General features: G+C 51.1%; 19 protein-coding genes. All 19 read right to left on the minus strand.

Annotated features, from left to right (window positions below; all coding sequences use genetic code 11):
* Positions 1–21: 21 nt before the first annotated feature.
* Positions 22–1,425: a Sapep family Mn(2+)-dependent dipeptidase gene (locus DWX59_RS01685; RefSeq protein ID WP_117557171.1), complete on the minus strand. Its 1,404-nt coding sequence runs from the start codon at positions 1,423–1,425 to the stop codon at positions 22–24.
* 25 nt (positions 1,426–1,450) lie between these two features.
* A complete protein-coding gene (locus DWX59_RS01690; RefSeq protein ID WP_117555695.1) occupies positions 1,451–2,527 on the minus strand; it encodes a M24 family metallopeptidase in 1,077 nt (358 codons plus the stop codon).
* Between the two features lie 8 nt (positions 2,528–2,535).
* Entirely contained in the window at positions 2,536–3,930 is a 1,395-nt protein-coding gene (locus DWX59_RS01695) for a Sapep family Mn(2+)-dependent dipeptidase (protein ID WP_117555697.1), read from the minus strand.
* Between the two features lie 108 nt (positions 3,931–4,038).
* The gene (locus tag DWX59_RS01700; RefSeq protein ID WP_117555699.1) at positions 4,039–5,244 is read right to left on the minus strand and encodes a M20 metallopeptidase family protein; all 1,206 of its coding nucleotides are present in this window, start codon (positions 5,242–5,244) and stop codon (positions 4,039–4,041) included.
* Positions 5,245–5,253: 9 nt separating this feature from the next.
* The gene (locus DWX59_RS01705; RefSeq protein ID WP_117555701.1) at positions 5,254–6,591 is read right to left on the minus strand and encodes an ABC transporter permease subunit; all 1,338 of its coding nucleotides are present in this window, start codon (positions 6,589–6,591) and stop codon (positions 5,254–5,256) included.
* Between the two features lie 2 nt (positions 6,592–6,593).
* Complete coding sequence (locus DWX59_RS01710; protein ID WP_117555703.1) at positions 6,594–7,676, minus strand: ABC transporter permease subunit; 1,083 nt, start codon at positions 7,674–7,676, stop codon at positions 6,594–6,596.
* 2 nt (positions 7,677–7,678) lie between these two features.
* Positions 7,679–9,280 carry a sugar ABC transporter ATP-binding protein gene (locus DWX59_RS01715; RefSeq protein ID WP_117555705.1) on the minus strand — a complete coding sequence of 534 codons (1,602 nt, stop codon included), beginning with the start codon at positions 9,278–9,280 and terminating at the stop codon, positions 7,679–7,681.
* Between the two features lie 161 nt (positions 9,281–9,441).
* A complete protein-coding gene (locus DWX59_RS01720) occupies positions 9,442–10,659 on the minus strand; it encodes a DUF3798 domain-containing protein (RefSeq protein ID WP_117555707.1) in 1,218 nt (405 codons plus the stop codon).
* A 397-nt stretch (positions 10,660–11,056) separates the two neighbouring features.
* Positions 11,057–11,737 carry a FadR/GntR family transcriptional regulator gene (locus tag DWX59_RS01725; protein WP_117555709.1) on the minus strand — a complete coding sequence of 227 codons (681 nt, stop codon included), beginning with the start codon at positions 11,735–11,737 and terminating at the stop codon, positions 11,057–11,059.
* Positions 11,738–11,859: 122 nt separating this feature from the next.
* On the minus strand, positions 11,860–12,378 hold the full coding sequence (locus DWX59_RS01730) for a GNAT family N-acetyltransferase (RefSeq protein WP_117555711.1): 519 nt from the start codon (positions 12,376–12,378) through the stop codon (positions 11,860–11,862).
* A 231-nt stretch (positions 12,379–12,609) separates the two neighbouring features.
* A complete protein-coding gene (locus DWX59_RS01735; RefSeq protein ID WP_117555713.1) occupies positions 12,610–14,013 on the minus strand; it encodes a sugar transferase in 1,404 nt (467 codons plus the stop codon).
* A gap of 78 nt (positions 14,014–14,091) precedes the next feature.
* Positions 14,092–14,601: a hypothetical protein gene (locus DWX59_RS01740; RefSeq protein ID WP_117555715.1), complete on the minus strand. Its 510-nt coding sequence runs from the start codon at positions 14,599–14,601 to the stop codon at positions 14,092–14,094.
* The gene (locus DWX59_RS01745) at positions 14,598–16,286 is read right to left on the minus strand and encodes a two-component system response regulator (RefSeq protein WP_227115918.1); all 1,689 of its coding nucleotides are present in this window, start codon (positions 16,284–16,286) and stop codon (positions 14,598–14,600) included. Before DWX59_RS01745 ends, DWX59_RS01740 begins: the two co-directional genes overlap by 4 nt.
* A gap of 24 nt (positions 16,287–16,310) precedes the next feature.
* On the minus strand, positions 16,311–17,309 hold the full coding sequence (locus DWX59_RS01750) for a radical SAM protein (protein WP_117555719.1): 999 nt from the start codon (positions 17,307–17,309) through the stop codon (positions 16,311–16,313).
* A 10-nt stretch (positions 17,310–17,319) separates the two neighbouring features.
* Positions 17,320–18,525, minus strand: a complete 1,206-nt coding sequence (locus tag DWX59_RS01755) for a glycosyltransferase family 4 protein (protein ID WP_117555721.1) — start codon at positions 18,523–18,525, stop codon at positions 17,320–17,322.
* A gap of 35 nt (positions 18,526–18,560) precedes the next feature.
* The gene (locus DWX59_RS01760; RefSeq protein WP_117555723.1) at positions 18,561–19,226 is read right to left on the minus strand and encodes an acylneuraminate cytidylyltransferase family protein; all 666 of its coding nucleotides are present in this window, start codon (positions 19,224–19,226) and stop codon (positions 18,561–18,563) included.
* A gap of 41 nt (positions 19,227–19,267) precedes the next feature.
* Positions 19,268–20,284 carry a glycosyltransferase family 2 protein gene (locus tag DWX59_RS01765; RefSeq protein ID WP_227115916.1) on the minus strand — a complete coding sequence of 339 codons (1,017 nt, stop codon included), beginning with the start codon at positions 20,282–20,284 and terminating at the stop codon, positions 19,268–19,270.
* Complete coding sequence (locus DWX59_RS01770) at positions 20,281–21,156, minus strand: 6-hydroxymethylpterin diphosphokinase MptE-like protein (RefSeq protein WP_235844864.1); 876 nt, start codon at positions 21,154–21,156, stop codon at positions 20,281–20,283. The genes DWX59_RS01765 and DWX59_RS01770 overlap by 4 nt, the downstream gene beginning before the upstream one ends.
* A gap of 10 nt (positions 21,157–21,166) precedes the next feature.
* Positions 21,167–22,873 (minus strand): glycosyltransferase, encoded by a 1,707-nt coding sequence (locus tag DWX59_RS01775; protein WP_117555727.1) that lies wholly within the window; start codon positions 22,871–22,873, stop codon positions 21,167–21,169.
* Between the last annotated feature and the right edge of the window lie 2 nt (positions 22,874–22,875).

The raw sequence follows: 22,875 nt of genomic DNA on the forward strand, positions 1-22,875 counted from the left end.
CTGGCGCTTGGCGCCTCCTGCCTAATTCCTGGTCAAAGCATACATAGCATTTCCAAAAAGCTTTGCGTCCAGGATATATTCATCAATGTCAATGCATTCGTCCGGCCTGTGGCACAGATCCGGGGTCCCCGGAAAAATGGATCCAAAGGGCACGATGCCCGGCACCACCTGCGCATAGGTCCCGCCCTCATGGCCAGGGGTTGAATCCTTTCCTGTCAGCTCCTCATATACGCCCCGCAGGGTCCGGATCATGGGGTGGTCCATGGGGAACCTGTATGTGTTATGGGCATCCACCTTATCCATCACCATACCTGCCGGAGCAACCTGGGCCGTAAAGTCCGCCGTCACCTGGTCCTTATAGGTATAGGGATAACGGATATTGACCACCCATTCCAGTCTGTCCTCATGCACATCCATTTTTGAAAGGCTGAAGGTAAGCCTGCCGCACTCGTCCTCCCGTTTCATGCCAAGAAGGCTTCCGTCCGTGGTCATCCCTATCTTTTCAGCAAAAAACCGCAGGAAGGCCCCCATGGAGCCATCAATGCCCAGCCCGTCCAAAAACATCAGGATGGCTACAATGGCATTCTTACCGTTAAAGGGCGTACAGGAATGGGCGCACAGTCCCCTGGAGGTGAGGAGTATCCTGTTTCCTTCCAGGCTGGCCGTCACATCCCTTCCGGTTGTCCGGCGGTATTCCTCAGCCAGCTCCGCCACGCGCCCTGCCTCTGTTTCATCCGAAGCCTCCAGCTCTGCCACGGCCCGGTCCGGGACCATGTTGAGGATTTCCCCTCCATGCAGTCCCGCCACCCTGATCTTTGAAGTGGATTTCTCAGTCAATCCATAAGACATGAAATAGTAGTTAATCCCTCTTTCCGTGAAGGACATGGGGAAAAGCCCGTCCGGCGTGAATCCGGCGTCCGGGGCCCCGCACCTGGATACATAATACTTCATGTCATCCATGCCCTTTTCCTCATTGGTCCCGCCCACGATGCGGATGCGGTAATCCCCAAGGGGCAGTCCGCATTCCTTAATGGCATGAAGGGCATAAAGGGAAGCAATGAAGGGGCCTTTATTGTCCACGGTCCCCCGTCCATAAACCCGGTTATTGTGGATCTCGCCGCCAAAGGGAGGGTATGTCCATCCATCCCCCTCCGGCACCACATCCAGATGGGCGAACACGCCAACCACCTTGCTTCCTGTGCCGTATTCAATATAGCATACCCTGTCATCCACATTTACAACCGTCTCAAACCCCAGCTTCCTGCCTAAATCCATGGCAAACTTAAGGGCCTGCCGCGATGCCTCCCCGTAGGGCGCGCCTTCCTTTGGCTCGCCGTATTTGCTGGGTATGCGCACAATCTCAGAAAGCGACTCTACCATCTGCGGACTGTTCTTTTCAATACGACTGTTTAATTCTTCTATCATGGTCCTGATCCATCCTTTCTCCTTGTCAGACAATCTCCAGTTCCTTACTGTAGGAATTCAGTATCTCGCACCCATCCCCGGTCACCAGCACCAGGTCCTCAATGCGGACGCCCACATTTCCTTCCAGATAAATGCCTGGTTCTATGGAAAAAATATTGCCTGGCCGGGCGGTTTCCTGGTTCGCACCGGACACGTCCCCAAAATCATGGACCTCAATCCCGATAAAATGCCCCAGCCTGTGGGTGAACTTATCACCGTAACCAGCGTCCTCAATCACCTTCCTGGCTGCCGCGTCAATATCACAGAACCTGACGCCTGGTTTTATGACGGCCTCTGCCGCACGGTTGGCCTGAAGCACCAGCTCATACACCCTGCGGTGTTCTTCATCGGATACTTCCCCGCAGAAAAAGGTCCTTGTCATGTCAGCGCAGTAACTGTCCTTCCTGCACCCCACATCCAGAAGTATGCAGTCCCCCCGTTTAAGGGCAACGTCCCCGCAGCGGTAGTGGCCAATGGCCGCATTGGCCCCAAAACACACGGAAGGAGGGAATGACAGGTCATCGGCCCCTAACCTCTGGTAAATCTCTTTTATCTGGTTGGATACCTCACGCTCAGTCACGCCTTCCTTTAACAACGCCTTAAATTCAGCCATGGCCCTGTCATTGATGGCGGAAACCCTGCGCATGGCCTCCATCTCCTCCTCATCCTTCACGGCCCTGGCCCCGTCCACACAGATGGATGCTTCCACATAATCCGTGCCGCATCCCATGGACATCAGGGGAAGAAGGAAACGGGCCGGCATGTTCTTGTCCACCCCCAGGGGCCTGGTCCTGTCCGTACAGCCTGCCAGCATCCCAAGATATGGGTCTGTGTCGGAAAAACGTACAAGCTTCACACCCGGGTCAGGGGGAAGGGTAAACATATGGTTCACAAAGAAACAGGACTCCTTATGCCGGCTCAGGTATAAGGCCACCAGGCGCTCCCCTGCGTCCACCCAGATGCCTGTCAGATAAAAGATGGAGTTCGCATCGGTAATGATTATCTGATCCAGTCCCATCCGCTCCAGCCTGTTAAGTACCTCATCCACTCTCGTCTTCTTCATATGCCCTCCTAAAATTCAATCTGCATCAGCCGGTACAGCGCAAGGATATAAATCTTCAATGACATCTTAAGACGGTCAATACCGATTCCCTCATCAAAGGTATGTATCTTACCCACAAAATCAGGAAGCGGCTCAGCCGGAATCTCAGTCCCAAAGCTGATTGCATTCTTAAAATGACGGGCATAGGTTCCGCCGCCCATGGTAAACGGCTTGCCGTCCACGCCGCGGATTTCATTGCCCGCGTCCAGGCAGGCTTTGATTTCCGGCTTATCCGCGCCGATATAGAAGGGAACGCTGTCCTCCACATCCGTTACCGTTGCCCCGTACCGGGCGCCCAGCCCGGACAGCTTCCCCACCAGGTCACTGCCCGTGGTATTGGTTGGATACCTGGAATCGAAGTTCTGCTTAAGCACACCGTCTTCCATCCTTATCATCCCTCCGATGATGCTTAAAGGCGGGAAAATGCCGTCGTCACACTGGATGCCCAGCCCATGGCCCTGGTAATCCTCACACAGCAGGGATACGATTTTTAGGAATTTCTCTTCCTCTTCGGTCACAAGGCTGTTGTCCAGAAGATAATCCGCAATCAGGCCAATGGCATTGATGGTTCCCTCTGCATGGGAAGCATGGCCACCGATGCCCGCTGCCTCAATCCTTACGCCCCCGTCCACCCCAGTGACCGTTATCCGGTCTGCCTTGGGGCACTGCTCCAGACTGGCGCGGATTACTGCGCAGGCCTGGTCGGCTACCGCGTTATGGGCCATGCCGCCCTTAAAATCCAGGATGGCCCCGTCTTTGAACCGCACACTTGTAAAATTGCCGCACAGACAGCCCTTTTCCCCGTTGCACAGGGGGAATTCCGAGTCAGGGGTAAAAAGGAATACCGGCTCCTCATAGTGACGGATATAATATTCCACGTCCTCCATGCCGCTTTCCTCATCACATCCAGCCATCATCCGCAGGCTGTAGGGAAGGGGATTGCCCAGGTCCTTGAAGAACTTTCCCATATAATACGTAAGGATCAGGGGGCCTTTATTATCCACAACGCCCCGTCCCATAAGGTAGCCGTCCTTTACCACCATGTCATATGGGTCCGTGTTCCATCCATTGCCTGCCGGAACCACATCCAGATGGGCAATGGTGCCGATGTACGCCTCCTTTTGGCCGGGAAGTTCTGCATATCCAAGATAATCCTCACAATTCACGGTCTTAAATCCCATGCGTCCTGCAATCTCCAATGCCTTGTCCAGTGCGCGCCTTATCTCCCTGCCAAAGGGCGCGCCTGTTTCCGCCCCGGATTTCACACTGGGGATATCCACCACTGCTTTTATGTCCTTAATGATGTCCTCCATGTTTGCCTCAATGAAATCATCTGCCTTGCGCAATAATTCCTGTTCTGTCATATCTCTCCTCCTTATGGGCTTTTCAGGTGCTTTTCTTTTAACAGAACCCCTGCCGAACCGTATGGTCAGGCAGGGGTTCGTATGGTGATACGTATTGGTTGCCTATTGTTACATATCCTGCCAGTCAAGGGCGAACTGGGTCATGACTGCCACACCGGACCAAAGGGTCTGTTCATTTAAATCAAATTTGGAACTGTGCTGGGGGAAATCCCTTTCATCCCCAAAGTTTCCTCCATGATAATAATACACGCAGGGAACCCGTTTTGTAAACTCACTAAAATCCTCCCCGCCCGGAATCGCGATTTTTACTTCAATCACATTTTCTTTTCCCAGGGCCTTTTCAGCAATGGGCACAAACCGTTTCACCATCTCCGGGTCATTGTCCGTGGTGCCCAGGTAATGGCCGTATCCCACCTCAGCCGTACAGCGCATGGTCTTTGCCACACCCTCGAATATCTCCCTTAGCCGCTGGTAATAAAACGCCTGGTCCTCCTCATTGTTGGAGCGGATGGAACCTTCCAGGCAGCAGGTATCAGGGATGATGTTATTCTTATCCCCTGCGTGGAACATGCTCACCGCGCAGATGGCCGGCTTGTTTGGCTGCTTTTCCCGGCTGAGCACGGCCTGAAGCTCAGTTACCGCATAGCAGGCGGCCAGCAGCGGGTCCGCCCCAAGATGGGGCTCTGCGATGTGGGCGCTCTTTCCATGGAATTTAGCCCACCAGCCTGTGATACAGAAGGAGGATGGCTCCGGTGTCCAGCCAATCTGCGCAGGCCCAACCTCCTGGAAACGGCTGGTGCCTGAGTGATGGCCGATCATGGCGTCCACCTTTGGATTTTCCAGGACGCCGTCCTCTATCATCTTCAGCGCCCCGTTATCCCCTTCCTCCCCGGGCTGCCATATCATTTTCACAGTACCGCGGAGTTTGTCCCTGTTCTCGAATAAGATTTTTGCGATTCCCAGGCCCATGGCCGTATGCCCGTCATGGCCGCAGGCATGCATGCAGCCGGGATTCCTTGAGGCAAAAGGCAGACCTGTCTCTTCCAGGATGGGCAGGGCGTCGCAGTCAGCGCGGATTCCAAGGCATTTCCCGGGAAGGCTGCCCCGGATGACAGCGGCCACGCCATGGCAGTCCTGGCCGCCGATTCCGGAACGCACTTCCTCTATCCCGATTTCCTTTAACACCCTGAGGATGATTTTCTCAGTTTCCACTGTCTTCATGCCAAGCTCCGGACACTGGTGAAGTTCCCTTCTCCATGCGATGACCTGGTCTTCCACTGATTTTGCAAGATCTTTTGTAATGATATCTGACATATGTCCCTCCTATTTTGCATCCAGTTCAGCCAGCTGCTGACGGTTTTCTTCTTCAATCCTCCGTTTGTCCGCTGCAACCTTCTTCCATGCGTACAGGATCAGCGATACCGCAATGATGCCGTAACACAGGAATACACGGAAATACTCGCCCAGCTGGGGATCGTTAAAGAGGACCTTGCCGGCCAGCGGGGTGATGAAGAACAGGATATGGAACAGGATGGTTCCTGAGAATACCTGGCCCATGGTTGCCTTGTCAATGGACGCGCCGCCTACCAGCAGGGCTGCCACGGCATAGGTCCCCACCTGTTCATGGCTGTTGAAGGTCTGTACGTTTCCGATGTTCTGAAGGAAAATGATCTGTCCCCAGGACGCGATCACGGTTGACAGCACGGTTGCAACGATTCGCGTCTTATCCACATTGATACCGGCCGCGGTTGCCACCTGCATGTTCATGCCCACGGTCCTTATGTCCTGTCCAAGCTTTGTCTTTGTTATGAACACCACCAGAAGGCAGACAACCGCAATCACAATGGCCGTAAGCATGGGGATCTGTACAATGAAAAATGCCTTCTGTACGGATTTCACCGTCTTCATAAGGATCTGAAGCACTGCCAGGAGAATGGTGGCCGTCAAAAATCCCTTGGTGGTGAACAGGGCTTCCTTGATATCCGATTTCTTTTTCACTATTTTATACGCCAGGATGCACACGGTCACGGCCGCAAAAGCAGCCAGCAGCCACGGAAGCAGCTTTACAAACATCACCTTCCACGCATTGTCCACCGCATACTTTGTCTCGGCGTGGAAATCAATGGTGTTCCTCAGGCCCACATAGATGGTCTCGCCTGCCTCATTCTGGGAATTCAGCATGATTTCAGGGTTTACCATAGGGATGACGCTTCCCACCATGAAGATGAAAATCAGGTCATATACGCCCACTGCAAAGAACCCAAGTATCATACCCGTAATCATTTCCTGTCCCTTAACCTTATTAAAAAGGATTCCTGTCAGTGTTCCAAGGACAATGGACAGGACCGTTGCAATGATGCCCGCCAGTATGATTCCTTTTAAACCGTCATAACTCCAGTGGGTAATCAGGATCAGTCCGATCTCGCCCGCCATGGCGCCCAGCACAATGCTGAAATTCAGGCCCATGCCGCACAGTACCGGAAGGATAAGGGATACGATGAGGATTGCGTTCCTGCCGACACGTGATACGGTCTCCGTAATCACATAACCTGCGTTCTGCCCGGATATCTTAATGCTTGCCAGGCACAGTACGGTGAAAAGGATGGGGACCATATTGCCCTGAAGGAAGTCTAACACTTTATTACGTTTCTTATTTTCCATGGTTATTTTCCTCCATTCGCTCTAATTTTGGTCAATGCGTACAGGATGATGCCGTTCTGGACAATGATGCGGACCACTTCAGAGATACTTCCCGCATTGATGACCGCATTGGCAACCGGGGTGGCCAGGGTCAGAAGGCACTGGAACAGGATCACTCCCAGGACCACATTGAATACGCTTGCCTTTTTCGGGGTGGCGCCGCCAATCAGGATTGCTGCCATGGCCGGAAACGCCATCATAAGCGGAGCTGAATAGAACTGGTAAAATCCGTAACTCTGTGAATAAATGTTAATGCCCACAGCCGCAATCACGGTGGAGGCCACAATGCCGATGGTGCGGACCCTGTTGTTGTTCACGCCTAAGGTCCTGGAAAAGCCCGGGTTCACGCCGCTGCAGCGCATGATGACCCCTGCCTTTGTCTTCATGAACAGCCACATAAGGAGGCAGCCCACTGCAAATACCAGCAAAAGTCCGGTTGACACGGAGAAATCCTTCCAATATGGGTTGTCCTGCAGGATGCCCATCTGCTTAAAATCAATCCTCAGGAAATTATCCAGCACTTTGTCATAGTTTTCTTCCAGTGTCATGGTTGTACGCAGTCCCACGCCTGTGATGGGCCACACAATCTTGGGATTGTTGTACGGGAGCACCAGCCAGGCAATGGACATCAGGGATACGATGGAGAAAGCCATATAGTTTCCTACCGTCATCTCAGAGCCTTTTACATTGTTCAGAAGCGCCGCATAAAAATACCCCGCTATCAGGGCAAATGGCACCGATACAATACACGCGCCCCAGAACCCCGCCAGACCGCTCCAGTTAAACTGTACTGCAATGGAGCCGCCCAGAAGGCCGCAGAGGATGCCGATGGGCAGTCCGAAATTCAGTCCGGCACCGCAGACAATGGAAACCATCATTGCCAGTACCAGGAATCCGTTCATGCCGATACGCACCAGACAGTCCGAATAAATCATGCCGGGATTGATTCCCAGAGGGAATACGGAAACCATGAGTACCAAAAGGAACCCAATTACCACAAGGCGCGAAACGCCCAGGAAGTTAACAGCTCTTTTTATCTGGTTCATTCTTATATCGCCTCCTCATCTGCATCTACCAACTTAGAACCGCTCATCAACAGTCCGAATTTGTAGTCCTTATCATCGGAACGGAGGATTCCGGCTATCCTTCCCTCTGTGACAATGGCAATGCGGTTGCACACGGAACGCAGCTCCGCCAGCTCACTGGAGGTAATGATGACCGTTACTCCCTTTTCCTTGTTCAGCTTCATCAGGGAATCCAGTATCATCTTCTTTGCGCCGATATCGATTCCCCTGGTGGGTTCTGATACGAACAGGATATCCGGCTCCAGGGTCAGGGCCCTGGCAATACATACCTTCTGCTGATTGCCTCCTGATAAACTCTTTACCGGCTGTGCATGGCCGGTACAGCGGATATCCAGGTCCTTAATCATTTTTTTGGCATATTCAATGGCGCCCTTCTTATCATAAAAGGGGATGCCAAACTTTTTCACGATGAATTTGTCCTTTGTCTTAAGGGCGGCAATGGCAATGTTCAGCTCAATGGACTCATCCAGCATCAGGCCCACGCCGCGCCTGTCCTCGGACACAAATGCAATACCGTCATCCAGGGTATCCTTTGTCTTTGTCACATCCAGGACCCTGCCATGTACCTTTACCTCCCCCTTGGAAGGATAAAGTCCCATGACCCCGTTGGCAATGCTGATCTTCCCATGTCCGGCCAGGCCTCCGATCCCGAAGATCTCACCCTTCTTTACCTGGAAGGACACGTCCCTGGCAACCTCGCCAGGCATGCTGACCCCAAAATGGTTAAACTCCAGGCAGACTTCCTCATTTTCCTCCTCATGGCCCCTCTCACGGTTCAATATCTCAACCTCGCGGCCCACCATAAGCTGCGACATCTTAACCGTGCTCAGGTCAGCCGTGTGGTAATCCCCCACCATCTCGCCGTCCCTGAGGACAAACACATGATGGGTGTTATTCTTCACCTCATCCAGCTTGTGGCTGATGAAGATAAAAGCAATCCCGCGCTCGGCCACGGAGCGGACACAGGCCAGGAACTGCTCTGCTTCTGTTTCCGTAAGCACTGCGGTGGGTTCGTCCAGCACGATCAGCTTGGTATTCTTTTTATCCAGCTCACGGGCAATTTCCACAAACTGCTTATATCCCACCGGAAGGCTTCCCACCCTTGTCCTGTCGCTGAGTTCGATTCCCAGGGAATCCAGGGTGGCCCTGGACTCCTTGTGCATTAAGGTCCGGTCCACCAGGTCCAGGCGTTTTCCAAAGACCAGGCTGGCCGGTGTCTTTTTCACATTCTCCCTGTTCAGCTTGATGTTTTCAGCCACATCGTAGCCGTCAATCAGCATGAATTCCTGATGTACCATGCCGATTCCGTATTTCATGGCTTCTATGGGTGATTTGATATGTACTTCCTCTCCGTCAATCAGGACGCTGCCCTTAAAACCTCCAGTCTGCTGGATTGCGGGCATGCCGAAGAGGATATTCATGATGGTGGATTTTCCAGCGCCGTTTTCTCCAATCAATGCCACAATCTCACCCGGCTTCACTTTTATGCTCACATCCTTCAGGACTTTATTTCCAAAGAAATCCTTCTCAATGTGATTCATCTCTAATATGTATTTACTGCTCAATGTTCTACTCCTTTCCAGTAACCCGTAGCTATTCCAGGGCGTGTTTTACTTACCTGCCTTTTATAAAAGGAAGGGATGCTGTCCATATGCATCCCTTCCTTTTGAAAGCATCAGGGAAGTTTCATTCCCCATATAATAATTGATAGAGAGAGATTGAATCATTAAAATCTTTCGTAGCTGCACATGATGAAGAAGCCGTTGTCATATGTGGTGCCGCCGTCCGTGATGTTCTCTACGTCCACTTCGCCGCCGGCTGCCTCACTCAGGGTCTGCTTAAATACTTCCGCATCCAGCTTCTCCCCGTTTGTCTTGCCTTCGCAGAATGCCTCTGCATAAGCATAGCTTCCTGTCATGAACAGGGTCATGAGCGGTGCGGTCCATGTTCCCATGTGGCCTGTCATGTCTGCCTCTGCCAGTTTCTCAGAAATGGCATTCATCATGTAATCGGAATCATATAACTTGTCAGCCGGTACCTCAATACCCAGGGCAGATGGGAAACCAACGAACGGTGAAGGATCGGACGGCATGGTGAAGTAGGACTTTGTATTAACCACGCACTTAATCATAGGCTCCTGCTGGCTGGTGTTGGTGCCAAAGAAGGCTGTCTCCGTACCGTACTGGTCAACTGCACGCGGAACATCCTCTAATACGAACTGCTGTGTTCCGGAGGTACCTGCATCCGACATGGGGTCAGGCGTGGTGGTCTCTACCAATGTCAGGCCCAGCTCTGCGCAGCGGTCCTTCATGTTCTGCAGACGGTCTGCAGTTGGCTGCCATGCCAGATGACGCGGGAAGGAATAATGCACAAATGTCTTGGCGCCCATATCGCTTAATTCATCTACCATCTGGAAGCCCATCTTCGGAACGTTGGAATGATAGAACACGTCACAGTTTGAAGATGTGGTGGCGGAATCATCCTGGTAGCCGGCTGCAATCAGAAGAATGTCAGGACGGACTTCGCGGATCTTCTGGCATGCTGCCGCAGTACCCTGTACGGCCTGGCTGAAGATGATTGCCTTCACATCCGGGTCTGAGGCAAGGCTCAGGGCTGTGGAAATGGTTGTCTCCTGCTCGGTTGCAAACTTATCAGGGAAGGTTGCCAGTACAACCGTATCCGGATGCTGTTCCTGAAGCATCTCAGCCGCACGGTAGCTCTCCTCACTCTGTGAAACCGTTGTGGTCATGATACCGATCTTGTAATCCCCTGCTGCTTCTGCAGGAGCCTTACTGCTCTCTGCCGCCCCGCTGTCTGCCGCGGCTTCGGCCGCCGTTGTCCCGGATGCAGCTGCGGTGGCAGGCGCCTGGGAACCGCCGCCGCAGGCCACAAGACCTGCCATCATGGTGATTGACAGCATGACTGATAGAATTTTCTTTCTCATAATCAAAATCCTCCTTTTGTATGATGCTTAACTCTTCATTAAGCCGGCATTCGTGCCATTAATATGTCATTTCCCTTCAAAATCCTCCCCTTGTCATGAAAAAGGATTTTCACTAAATAGGTATGACGTACCGCTAATTTGTATTATAGCAACATGCTAATCGAACGTCAATATTTTTTTGTCCATTATCATAATAATGTTATTTTTGTCTATATTCGAATTTATTTTTTGGTTATTTTGCACATATTTTTATCTTTTTCAAGTGATGGGAGGGGGATTTAAAGTCAAAAAAAGATATGATGACTTTATATATTTTACAAAATCATCATACCACCTTGTTATTATTGTTACCTGCTACCACTGTAACCAGTCAGAGTTTACAGCCAGGGCACAGCCGTCACAGGGGATGGGAAAGCCTCCTCTTATTCGCCATCACATGCAGCATCATGGACTCCCTGGCATCCCGGCAGTCATGCCGCTTTATGGCTTCCGTTATCTCCCTGTGCCCTACCACGGTTTCCTCCAGCAGGGTGTAATTGGTCAGTTCTGAAAAGACCCTTACGGAAGACGCGATAATCGGAATAAGATTGGCCGCAATATAATTTTGGCTGCACACTGCTATCTGTGAATGGAAGGCCACATCACTTTTTACATGGGACTTTCCGCTTCTGATATAATATTCCACTTCCAGGCACCGCTGTTCCAGCTCCCTGATATCGTCTTCCTTTGCATACTGTGCGGCCAAGGCAGCGATTTCCGGCTCAATGATGATACGCATGTCCACCAGGTCCTTGACTGCCTTCTCTTTATTTTCCATAAGGCACAGTCCCAGGGGGTCGTCCGCCACCCCGTACTTTTCGCAGACAAAGGTACCCGCCCCCTGCTTTACCGTGACAATATTCCTGGATTCCAGTATCTTGACGGCTTCCCTGATGGTTCCCCTGCCCACACATAACATCTGTGCAAGTGTATGCTCGTTAGGCAGCTTATCCCCTTTTTGCAGCTTCTTCTCCAATATGTATTCAATCAGGCGCTCCGATGCCTTCTCAGGCAGCGAACGTTCATCCTGCTTCTCCATGGTATCCCTCCCGTTCCAAGTTCTTCTCCGGCCATGTCCCCCTCCGCCTGCCGTATGTGTGTTTCTAATCCATATTATTCGGTTGGATGCCTGTTGTCAAGACGGATTATGCGTTGTCTGAATCATAAACCCAGCTCAAAAAATATCTGTTCCTCCGGGATCAGCCCCTGAAGCATGACACTGGCAATGCCTGCATACCGGAATCCCAGCTTTGTGTAAAGTGAGGCAGCAGGTTTATTACCCGCATACGTATCCAGGCGCATGGCCCTGCACTTCATCCGCCTGGCCTCCTCTATGGCATAGCGCACCATCCTTGTCCCGTATCCGTGACCGGCTTTTGAGGGCGGTATACACAGTGTATGCAGGACCAGGACCTCATCATCCCCGGCCGGGTATTCCCAGGCAATCCCGTAATATTCCTCAGACTGCACCTGGTTCAATATCATGCTGGCGCAGATTCCGTCTTCCTCTTCCATCACATAGAGCGTCCCGGCCGCACAGCTGGCCTCGGCCACGCTTCTGGTGGGATACACCCCCAGCACCCAGTTGGAGCTGCTGCCATTTTCTTTTTCATGGGTCAGTAACTCAGTATACCCCTGCTCCACCGCGTCAATGTCATGTTCCGTTGCTTTCCTTATCATCACTCATCCTCCTGGCAGGTTCATTGGGGGAACATGGTTCCTCCCCCATGCCGGGCACAATGGCCGGCACATTTAAATCCAAGTATACACCAAATGGCAGTATAAGTAAAATAACATTTCTTCCATATCATTACGCTGCCGGTTCAGAGGTCCGGGACATAAACAAAAACGGACCGCCCGGCACATCCACAACGAATGATGCCAGGCGGCCCGTCCTCTCCCTGCTATTTTTTATATGCTTCCCCTGCGTTTCAGAATCACAAGGATTGTCCTCAAGATGATCTTCACATCCATTTCCAGGTCCCATTCATCAATATACCGCCCGTCCAGTTCCACCACTTCCTCAAAATCCGTTATATCGCTTCTCCCGCTTATCTGCCACAGCCCGGTTATTCCCGGTTTCATGGCCAGCCGTTTTTTATGGGAGAAACTGTATGCTTCATATTCATCCACGGTTGGCGGCCTTGTCCCCACCAGGCTCATATCCCCCCTGAGCACGTTAAAGAACTGGGGGAATTCATCCAGACTGGTCCTTCTTATGAAATGACCGATGCCTGGGATGATTCTAGGATCGTCATCCATTTTAAACATGTTTCCCCGGATTTTATTGCGCGACATCAGCATTTCCTTTTGTTTATCCGCATCCATGACCATGGAACGGAATTTGTATATCCGGAATGTACGTCCGTTTTTCCCCACCCTTGTCTGGGAAAAAAGGATAGGGCCCGGGGATTGAATGAAAATCATGGGTCCGATCACAAGGCCGATCACAAGGGTCATCACACACCCCACCGCGCCGCCCAGGATATCCAGAAGCCGTTTGCAGAACAGGAGCCGCATGGGTATCTCCCGGTTAAAGCAGGTAATCACGTTCATGTTGCTGACCCGCTCCAGTGTTTTCCTGGGGATATCCTGCAAAAACTGCTCCATGTAGATATGGACCACCATGCCGATGGACAGAAACTGCTTTGCCAGCTCAGCCTCCTGCCTGGGGTCGTCCGGAATGCTTAAAAGTATCTCATCAATGATATGGCCTGTTATGTATTCGGATAACCCGTCCATGGAACAGCTGACCGGGACTCCCTGAATCATCTGCCCCTTCATGTCGCGGTCCGTAACCGCCACTCCCTGGATTTTGAAGATGGTCAGTACCCTGGAGGACAGCTGCCTGATCAGGATCCCGGCCTGCTGTTCGGTTGCAATTACCATGATGGTCCTGGCGTATTTGATATTCCGGAATTTCCGGCGCAGATAGTTTTTGGTCAGCAGCCGTTCCGCATACATGAACAGGATTCCCACAAAGAATGTGGCGAACAGGACAAGGCGTGAAAACAGCCCGATCAGACGGAAGGAGAACAGGCATATGACCTCCGTGGCAAAGATGATGGCCATCTGATGGGTGACCGCAATGAATTCCTTCAGATATCCCCTGTACAGGATATTTCTATAACCATCCGTCAGGAATGCAACTGATAATGTGATGATGACCAGAAGCAGCCCCAGCTGGACATAATACATATACAGCACCGGATTTAGTTTGTCCTGGTTCATCAGCACCATCAGGAACTGGGCCAGCCCCAGCGCCACCATATCCCCTATGATGAAATCCAGATGTTTTGTCCTTGCGTTCTTCATTCCACGCCTCCCCTTATAGCTTCCTGCCTGCCCTGCCGGCCTACGGCGCCCTGCAGTCCCTGCCAGGCATTCACTCTTTTATGCGATTTCCATCATCTGCATCATGCGCATCAGTTCCAGCGCGCTTCTGAAGTTCACATCCACGCTCTTGGTCAGCCTGCCCCTGATGCTGCCCTGGAGGGTGGAATTCTGACGGTATTTTACAATTGCAATCAGCACTTCCTTTGCCTTTTGCGCCTCCGGGAAAGGCATCAGGCTGCCGCGGTCCAGCATCCGGTCCTTTAACCCCTGGGGATGGTCAGCAACCGCGCTTTCATATCTTTTTTTCATCTCCTTATTCAGGAAACGCGGTTCCGTTGTGCGCTGGGGCGCACCCAGCCAGTCGCAGATTCCATCCATTTTCAGCACCATGTCACCGGTGCCGTCAAATGGTACAGGGTCTTCCAGATAATAACTGCAGATGTGCCCGTAAACCCCGTCCCGGCCCTTTCCCTGCACACAGATCAGCATGATGCTGAACCAGCCTGAGACGGCCATGTCTTCAAGGTACTTATCAATATCCTGCTTGCTATCTTCAATCTGTTTCATAAGGTTGCTCCTTTTCTTCTGTATATATACTTTTTCTCATATTCTTCCTGCGGCATGGGCCTGGCATAGTAATACCCCTGGACATAATTGCACCCTATTTTGTAAAGGAAGCGCGTCTGCTCCTGAGTTTCCACCCCCTCCATGATGACGGGCATCCCCAGGTTATTGGCCATCTGGATCACGGATTCCAGGATGATCTTGCCTTTGCCCGGGGATTCCCCGCCGGACAGGAACTGCATGTCTATCTTCAGCACATCCACGTCAATATCCTTTAACATGTTCAGGGAAGAGTACCCGCTGCCGAAATCATCCATCAGCAGTATGAATCCAGCCTGGTGCAGCTTCCTGATTGCTTCCTGGATCAATTCCGGGTCTGACACGTACGCGCTTTCCGTTATCTCCAGGTTCAACAGGCCGATGGGCACGTCATACTGTTCAATAAGGCCTGACAGTATGTCTGCCAACCTGGGGTTATAAAGGCTGATCCTGGATATGTTAACCGTAATGGGATCCAGACAGATCCCGTCCCCCAGCCATTTATGGATGAGCCGGCATACATGCTCCCACACATAGTAATCCAGCCTGGAGATGAAGCCGTTCTTTTCAAAAATAGGTATGAAATGTTTCGGGGGCATCAGCCCTGTATCGGGATGCTTCCAGCGTACCAGCGCTTCCGCCCCGATATCCCTGTCATTGGCAATGTCAAATTTAGGCTGGAAATACACCACGAACTGTTCCTCATCCATGGCAGCCTGCATACTGCTGGCAATGGCCGCCTCCTCCACTTCCCGGATTCCCTCATCCATATCATAGAATCCAAGATAGGAGGCAAACTTGTTCTTGCATTTTTTGCTTCCGATAAAAGCCCTTATGTACATTTCCTCCACTGCAAGGTCTGGTTCTTCCACGATATATGCGCCCACCGTGGGCTCCAGGAGATAATTCTTCTCAAAACCAGCCAGCTCTTCCTTTACCATCCGGACCTGCATGTGCAGCCTTTCGCTGTCATAAGGCTCGCATATGCAGAACGTGTCCGCGTTGATTCTTCCATAGGTACAGATATCAAAGCAGCCGGCTATGCCCTCTATGATTTCCGCCATCAGGGTAAGGAGCTTATCCCCCCTGTGTTCGCCGAATACGGCGTTATAAAGCCGGAACCGGTCAATGTCAAAACGCAGGAATACAAACAGGGTATCCATATGCCGGTCTATCATGCGCCTGGTTTCCGCAAACATCTTCTCACGGTTATACAGTCCCGTCAGCCTGTCCCTCTCACTCATATAAACCAGCGGGTTATATGACGATATCTTACAGTGATGGACCGCACGGTCCAGCCGGTTCCTCAGTGTCTTAGGCCGGACAGGTCTGGTCACATAATCCCATGCCCCATGGTCCAGGGCTTCCAGGCCAGGGTCCTCCTCTGAGTCCTCCAGGATGACCAGGACCGGAATGGAGCCATAACCTGAATTCCGGATTTTATCCAGGAAGCCCACCTCCCTGCCGTCCTGCCGGAGGTTTCCCAGCAGGATGGCGTCCACCATGCTTTTGCATGATATCTGCAGCATGGCATCCCCTGCGCCTGTGGCTTCCAGTACCTTGTAGTCTTCAGAAAGCATCATCTTTACCGCATCCCGCTCTTCGGACCGGCTGTCAACCACCATTACGGTTTTTCTGTAATCTTCCATGACTGCCCTCCTTCCATCATTCATTTACCGGATGAAGGGATTCTCATCCAGGGAATACCTTCCGCCCCGCAGGAATTTATGTTTTATGACCCACCAGGCCGGTATCCATATATACCGGTGCATGGCAGGCGAAGCGCTTCCAATCATCCAGCAGTTCCTGCCGCATTCTTTTGTGATGCGCCGCACCTGCCTGGCCTGCTCTGAATTCCACAATTCCTCCCATTCCTGTTCCTTTAAGTTTCCCATGACCGCCTTTTGCACCATCCCATTACAGGGAATCACATCGCAAAACGGATCGATGAAAAATGCATTCCTGGACATATCGCAGGGCAGCAGGCGCTGATTGCCGTATATGTAATTAATCAGACCATGGTTGAAATAGGCGCGGAACCATTTTTTAGGTGAATTGCTTTTGAGCAGCTCGTTAATCAGCTTTGCAAAATTTTCAGCCACCCGTTTCCTGTCCACGATCTTGTTGTCGTATTTCCTGAAATAAAAGGAATTGTGAAGGGCCGCGGTTGCAAACTCCATCCCCATCTGATCTGACAGAAGGTAAAGCGGGACCAGGTCATTGCAGTTCATGTCCTGGACCGTCATCCCGAATCCCACGTCCGGGTGTTTCATGTCCACCAGGGTCGTCAGTGTCCCATACCCCCGTTTGAATCCATCCGGGATGCCCCTGATGCTGTCATTGGTCTTCTGCAGCCCTTCAATGCTGATGCGTATGCCCACCTTGGGGAATTCCCTGCACAGGCTGATGATGCGGTCCGTAAAATAGCCATTGGTGGAAATGACGATGCGGTCCGATTTTTTATACAGCTCCCTGACGATATCCGGGAGATCCCTGCGGATAAAGGGCTCCCCTCCGGTTATATTGGTAAATGCCATTTCCGGAAGTTTCCGGATTACATCCAGGGTAATCTCCTCTTCAGGCTTTGTAGGGTGTTTAAAACAGTCGCACATATTACAGTGTGCATTGCAACGGTATGTCACAATCACGGTTCCATACAGGTTTCTTGCCATATTCCTTTCCTCACTGCTTTATTTTATATAGTTCCAATAGCTTGTCACAGTACATCCCCACGGTGTCATATGGGATGTCCCCGCAGTTTTCCGCCCATCTGGCGCAAAGCCCGGGGGCATCCCACAGATACCGTATCTTCTCTTTCAGGTCCTTCAGGTTCCCGCTGTCAAACAGGGCGCCGTTCACCCCTTCCTGTATCAATTCCGGGATTCCTCCAATCCCTGCCCCCAGCACAGGCGTTTTAAGAAGCTGGGATTCAATGACGGAAAACGGGCAGTTTTCATAATATTCCGACGGATAAACACTGAACCTGGCTTCCTGTATCAGCCGGATCAGGGGTTCCCCCTTGATGAAACCCACATTCTTAATGTTGGGTATCCCGGCCACGCTGTCTGCCAGCGGTCCGTCCCCTGCAAAGACAAAGGGGATATCCGGCAGCTCCCTGCAGGCCTGAAGCAGGGTCCCGATTCCCTTTTCCCTGGAATATCTCCCAAAATACAGGACATAATCTTTCTTCTGACCCGGTCCTGCCTCCATCCGGTCCGCAAAATTATGCAGCGTAACGGTCTTGTTCCTGAATAACTCCACCTGGTTCATCTTTTCTTCCAGGAAATAGCTTGGGCAGATAATCCGGTCAATGTGCCGGTAAACCTTCAGCGTCCTGTATACGGCCCCCTCGGCAGCGCCCAGTATGCTCTTTGCCAGGGACAGATGGATGCAGCGCTTCCTGATACAGCTGAAAAAACGGCCGCCCACGCACTGCCCGCAGTTCTGTCCGTCCGCAGGTGAATTAAGCATGTGGTTCGGACATATGAGCTGGTAATCATGGGCAGTGTACAGGACGGCTGTGTGTGTTCCAGACCTTTTATCAAAATCCCGGATGGCATAGAGGATGGAAGGGGTCAGCTGGTAATTGAAATTATTGATATGCACCGCATCCGGCCGGAAATCCTCCAGGACCAGCATAAGCTTTTCCCTGGCTTCCCGGGAATATATGATTTTAAAGGGATACAAAAAACGTTTAAATCCGGTTGTGTGGAAATCCAGGCTGGCTGTATATTGATTGACGCGGTTCCCAAGGGTCCGGCCCGGTTCATCCATGCCGAAATACTGGACCTGGTGGCCTTTCTGCTTCAGGCAGTCACCGATTTTAATGATATAGGTTTCTGAGCCGCCCTTTGGCTTCAAGAATTTATTTATAATCAAAACCTTCATCCCGTCCTCCTGTGATATAAGGCGTGTTTGGGAATTCACCCATTATAATGCCAGTAGGTACGCCCTATGTACTCGGCCATAACCAGGTCTTCTTCCGTATTGATATCCACGGCTTCAAATTTCTGTACAAAGTAAATATAGGGGTTCCTGCCAATCCGGCAGCGGTACCGCTCCAGGGAATCCCTGGAAATCCCATATAAGCCGGTGGTTTCCTCAATGACCGGCTGCATATCCTGGCTTCTGGGCAGGATACCCGGACGGTAATTCACGGGCTGGTTATTGACCCAGTAAAACCCATGGTTCTTCAGGGCAGTAAAACAGGAGTCATAGGTCCCGCTGTCAGTCAGCGTATTAACACATTTTTTGATGGAATCCGCCTGAAGATAGGGCGCAGTGGCAAACAGCTGGAAGTAATAATCATATTCAGGGTGGAGCTGATGGTGGTAAACAAGCAGGTCGTTCCCATTGGCCGTGTTATGTGTGAGGGCATCCAGGCGTTCGATGACTTGAAGCCCATGTTCAAGGGCATAACCTGCGATTTCAGGACTGTTGGTGTCAATATAGATGTCATCAAAGCAGTCCGCATCCATGGTATGTTCGATAATGTATTCATATAGTTTCCTGCCATTGAGCACCCGGAAGTTTTTGCCCGGGACACGTTCAGAATTGGCTTTGATTGGAATAAAACACGCGGTCTTCATAAGACAGGTTCCTCCTTTGTGTGGGACATTCCATTTAACATTCATACTTTGCTCCTGAATCCCAGGCTCCAGGCCAATGTCTTGACCGCATGGTATACCCTCATGAACAGCTGGGGGGAGACGCAGACCAGCAATACGCTTATGATGTTCACCAGCTTCCTGGGATGCCGGTCCGGCGTGAACAGATATTGTCCTGCATGGCTTTTTATATCGGAAGCAATCTCACCAGCCATTTCATGTCTGAACAGCTTAAAATGGGCCAGGCGGTTCAATATATCGATGCAGGTTTCCACGTGCTTCCGTTCAAATGCATCCAATACCGGACGGCCCTCCTGCTCGATATAAGAAAATACGACCTTTTCCGCCTCATACAGAATCAGATACTTTCCATTGAACTCATTTTTATGGTACATCTGCCTGCAGAGCGAATCGGGATTCTCCGCGTACATGTACACCAACCTGGGATTCACGCAGATATGGCTGCATTGTTTCAGATACCTGGTCACAAAAATCAGGTCCTCCCCATGGGTGTATTCCACGGGGAACCGGATATGCAGTTCCTCTATTATGTGCCTGACAAAAATCTTGTTCCATAAAACGCCGCGGAATGCCGGGGTCCTGAACAGGTGGATGAAGGCCATATCCCTCTCCATGACCTGTAATCCGGCATACTTTTTTTCATACGGCACCCCGTTTTTTTCATTGATATAACCAAATACCGCCAACTCCGCATCCTGGGCAGTTATGGTCCCATACATGGCTTTTAGCGAACCGTCTAACAGGTAATCATCCGCATCCGCAAACACAACGTAGGTGCCCTGTGCAAGATCCAGTCCTGCGTTCCTGGCCGCGGACACGCCCTTTTTTTCCTGCCTGACCAGACGGATCCGTTCATCTGCGTAGCCCTGGATGACGGAACATGTGGCGTCCGTTGAACCGTCGTCAACCGCAATGATCTCCAATCCCTCAAATCCCTGGTTTAAAATAGAATCAATACACCGCTTTATGTATGCCTTCGCATTGTACATGGGAATAATGACTGACAGACGTTTCTTCATATCACCTGTTCCAATCTGATTCTTGGGAACACTTCCAGTTCCCCGCCTCTGGTTGCATTAAAAATCCCTGTTCCCCTTTGCCCTGCGGCTGCCAATGCACTCTTATACGCTTCTTCCGCCATTTCCTTATCGTAAACAGCAAGCACAATTTTTTTCTTCTGCTCAGCCGCCTTATAGACATCCTTATACCTTGTGTCAAAATGGGATTGGAGCGATGGGTCATATGTGATTTTCCGGTTTTTATCAATGGTATGGGGGAAACGGTGGTCCATTCCAAGAAGATAGATTTCAGAAAATCCCATATATACGGCCAGCTGGATGCTTGAGTAGGTCACCGTGGACGCGTCAACCACTGCTTCTTCACAGTCATAAGAAAACGGAAGCTTCTTTTTCCTGTAAAGGATGGCCCTGTCATCCATCAGATATGCGTTGACGTTGTCAAGATCCATCCCATTCCTTACCATGGAATTATAACCAATGAAACAGTCACATTGGTTTTTCCTTATGTTTTCCTCCTCTGCTTTCAGCATGTCCTTATCCTGGCACACATAAAATGTGGGCCTCCATCTGGTCCTGCCATACAGGAGATGGATGCGGTTTGCCCCAAAGGTGTATTCATGTTCCAGCAGATCCAGGTCCTCAGGTTTTAAGCTGGGACCGTTTCCTATGATGAAACACCTCTGTCCTTCATGGATTCCTTTATACAGGCCAATTCTTGCCCCATGGGTGGTCCTTCCGTAGGATCTCCTCATCCTGTAAAATGACAGCTCCCCCGCACCGGCCTTTGCCCACCTGCGCAGGGCCGACAGAAAATCCGAACGGACCACTATGTTCTTAATCAGTTCCTTCATTGGTTTTCCCCATCTTTTCATCTGTTACGTATCAATACCAGTTCACATCCACCACCACAATTTCCGGCTTGTTATTAATCCTCGGAAAAGGATGGCTCTGCCCAAGCCCCCTGCTGATGATGACAACCGAATCGTTTATCTCATGCTGCCCTTCTGAAAGCGGCGGGAAAAAGCCCTGGTCCGTGGCATAGACGCCTCCCAGGTATGGGATCCGCACAATCCCCCCATGGGCGTGTCCGCAAAGGGCCAGGTCAACCGGCATGTCCTCCAGTTCTCCCATGAAATACTCCGGATAGTGTACCAGCAGCAGCTTGAAAGCCTCACTCCTGACATATTCGTCCATAAACCGTTTCCCGCCGTACTCCACATAATTGTAAGGTTCGTTGATCAAACCGCCGATGTAGATGTCATTGGTATTGACCTGGATCATTTCCGCATGGTTAAACAGCATGTGCACGCCTGTTTTCTCTATGTCCTCCCGTATCCTGGTCCTGCGGTGCGCATAGTCCACCAGTTCATGGTTGCCCATCACATAATACACATCGGTTATCTCCACCAGCTGCCTGCACAAATCCAGGACCACGTGATAGTCATCATTCTGTTCCATGTTCATGTCTCCGGTAATGGCAATGATGTCCGGCTCCAGTATCTTCACCCGTTCAACCAGCTCCTGGTTATTTTCCCCGAATTCCTTCAGGTGCAGGTCTGAAAGCTGTATAATGCGGAACCCCTCCCTGACCTTTCCTGACTTTACATGATAAAAGGAAAGTTCCAGCGTATCCTGGTCCGACATGATTTTCTGCCACAGGGCTGCCAGTACCAATAAGGACACAAGGACAATCATGGCCCGCTTTAAAATACGGGAGAGCTTTCCCATGGGCCCCTTTTTCAGCACAAAACCAGGATTCACAAAAAACAGCCGGACCGCGTACAGGATGCTTTCCGGGTACCGGTGGGCCTGTTTCCATAATCTCCAGCTGATTTCATTCAGCAGGTTGGTGCGGGCCGTCCTGTTTTTCCTGAAATCTTTTTTGTATTTTTTATATACCTTCTGGTATCCGCGGATTCCCCGCATTGGGTCGGAAGTAATCCTCTCCCCATCATGCACCCTCATGTTGAATAAGGGGACGTCGATACCTGCTGCCCCATATCGTTTCAGGATGCGCAGCCACATCTCATAATCCTGTCTAGCTGGAAAGTCCACATCAAACATTCCGCAGTCATCAAATACGGTTTTCCTGACAACTGCCTGGGAAGTGGTCCCGATTGTGTCATTTTCAAGCATTCCGTTAAAATCCGGTTTTTCCTTAAAGGTCCCTTCCTTGTGGTATAAACGTCTGTGCCCAATATCCTTGTCATCAAACACATATCCCTGGCAGAACACCAGTCCCACACCGGGGTCCTCAAAGCATGGGACCTGCATGGCAAGCTTTTCCGGTTCCCATAAATCATCGTCGTCCAGGAACGCAATGAACTCCCCATGGCTGGCCATGATTCCCGTATTCCTTGCCGCCTGTGCGCCGGAATTATGAGCCAGCTTTATGTATGTAATCTGCGGATATGCCTTCAGGCCCTCCTCAATCCGCCGGGTATATTCCCCATCCCCTCCATTGTCATCCACAACCATGATTTCCATATGGGGGTATGTCTGGGCCAGCACACTGTCAATTGCTTCCTTCAGCATGGAGAATTCCCGTTTATATGTTGTGATGATTACACTGACCAAACCAGTCTCCATTG

The organism is Enterocloster aldenensis (genome assembly GCF_003434055.1).
GTDB lineage: Bacteria > Bacillota > Clostridia > Lachnospirales > Lachnospiraceae > Enterocloster > Enterocloster aldenensis.

What these genes read in the sequence shown, in the direction of transcription:
- DWX59_RS01690 (WP_117555695.1), bottom strand. Translation starts at nt 2,527, where the DNA reads ATGAAGAAGACGAGAGTGGATGAGGTACTTAACAGGCTGGAGCGGATG.
- DWX59_RS01740 (WP_117555715.1), bottom strand. Translation starts at nt 14,601, where the DNA reads ATGAAACAGATTGAAGATAGCAAGCAGGATATTGATAAGTACCTTGAA.
- DWX59_RS01745 (WP_227115918.1), bottom strand. Translation starts at nt 16,286, where the DNA reads ATGGAAGATTACAGAAAAACCGTAATGGTGGTTGACAGCCGGTCCGAA.
- DWX59_RS01770 (WP_235844864.1), bottom strand. Translation starts at nt 21,156, where the DNA reads ATGAAAAGATGGGGAAAACCAATGAAGGAACTGATTAAGAACATAGTG.
- DWX59_RS01765 (WP_227115916.1), bottom strand. Translation starts at nt 20,284, where the DNA reads ATGAAGAAACGTCTGTCAGTCATTATTCCCATGTACAATGCGAAGGCA.
- DWX59_RS01705 (WP_117555701.1), bottom strand. Translation starts at nt 6,591, where the DNA reads ATGGAAAATAAGAAACGTAATAAAGTGTTAGACTTCCTTCAGGGCAAT.
- DWX59_RS01760 (WP_117555723.1), bottom strand. Translation starts at nt 19,226, where the DNA reads ATGAAGACCGCGTGTTTTATTCCAATCAAAGCCAATTCTGAACGTGTC.
- DWX59_RS01735 (WP_117555713.1), bottom strand. Translation starts at nt 14,013, where the DNA reads ATGAAGAACGCAAGGACAAAACATCTGGATTTCATCATAGGGGATATG.
- DWX59_RS01750 (WP_117555719.1), bottom strand. Translation starts at nt 17,309, where the DNA reads ATGGCAAGAAACCTGTATGGAACCGTGATTGTGACATACCGTTGCAAT.
- DWX59_RS01695 (WP_117555697.1), bottom strand. Translation starts at nt 3,930, where the DNA reads ATGACAGAACAGGAATTATTGCGCAAGGCAGATGATTTCATTGAGGCA.
- DWX59_RS01710 (WP_117555703.1), bottom strand. Translation starts at nt 7,676, where the DNA reads ATGAACCAGATAAAAAGAGCTGTTAACTTCCTGGGCGTTTCGCGCCTT.
- DWX59_RS01775 (WP_117555727.1), bottom strand. Translation starts at nt 22,873, where the DNA reads ATGGAGACTGGTTTGGTCAGTGTAATCATCACAACATATAAACGGGAA.
- DWX59_RS01685 (WP_117557171.1), bottom strand. Translation starts at nt 1,425, where the DNA reads ATGATAGAAGAATTAAACAGTCGTATTGAAAAGAACAGTCCGCAGATG.
- DWX59_RS01755 (WP_117555721.1), bottom strand. Translation starts at nt 18,525, where the DNA reads ATGAAGGTTTTGATTATAAATAAATTCTTGAAGCCAAAGGGCGGCTCA.
- DWX59_RS01730 (WP_117555711.1), bottom strand. Translation starts at nt 12,378, where the DNA reads ATGATAAGGAAAGCAACGGAACATGACATTGACGCGGTGGAGCAGGGG.
- DWX59_RS01720 (WP_117555707.1), bottom strand. Translation starts at nt 10,659, where the DNA reads ATGAGAAAGAAAATTCTATCAGTCATGCTGTCAATCACCATGATGGCA.
- DWX59_RS01725 (WP_117555709.1), bottom strand. Translation starts at nt 11,737, where the DNA reads ATGGAGAAGCAGGATGAACGTTCGCTGCCTGAGAAGGCATCGGAGCGC.
- DWX59_RS01700 (WP_117555699.1), bottom strand. Translation starts at nt 5,244, where the DNA reads ATGTCAGATATCATTACAAAAGATCTTGCAAAATCAGTGGAAGACCAG.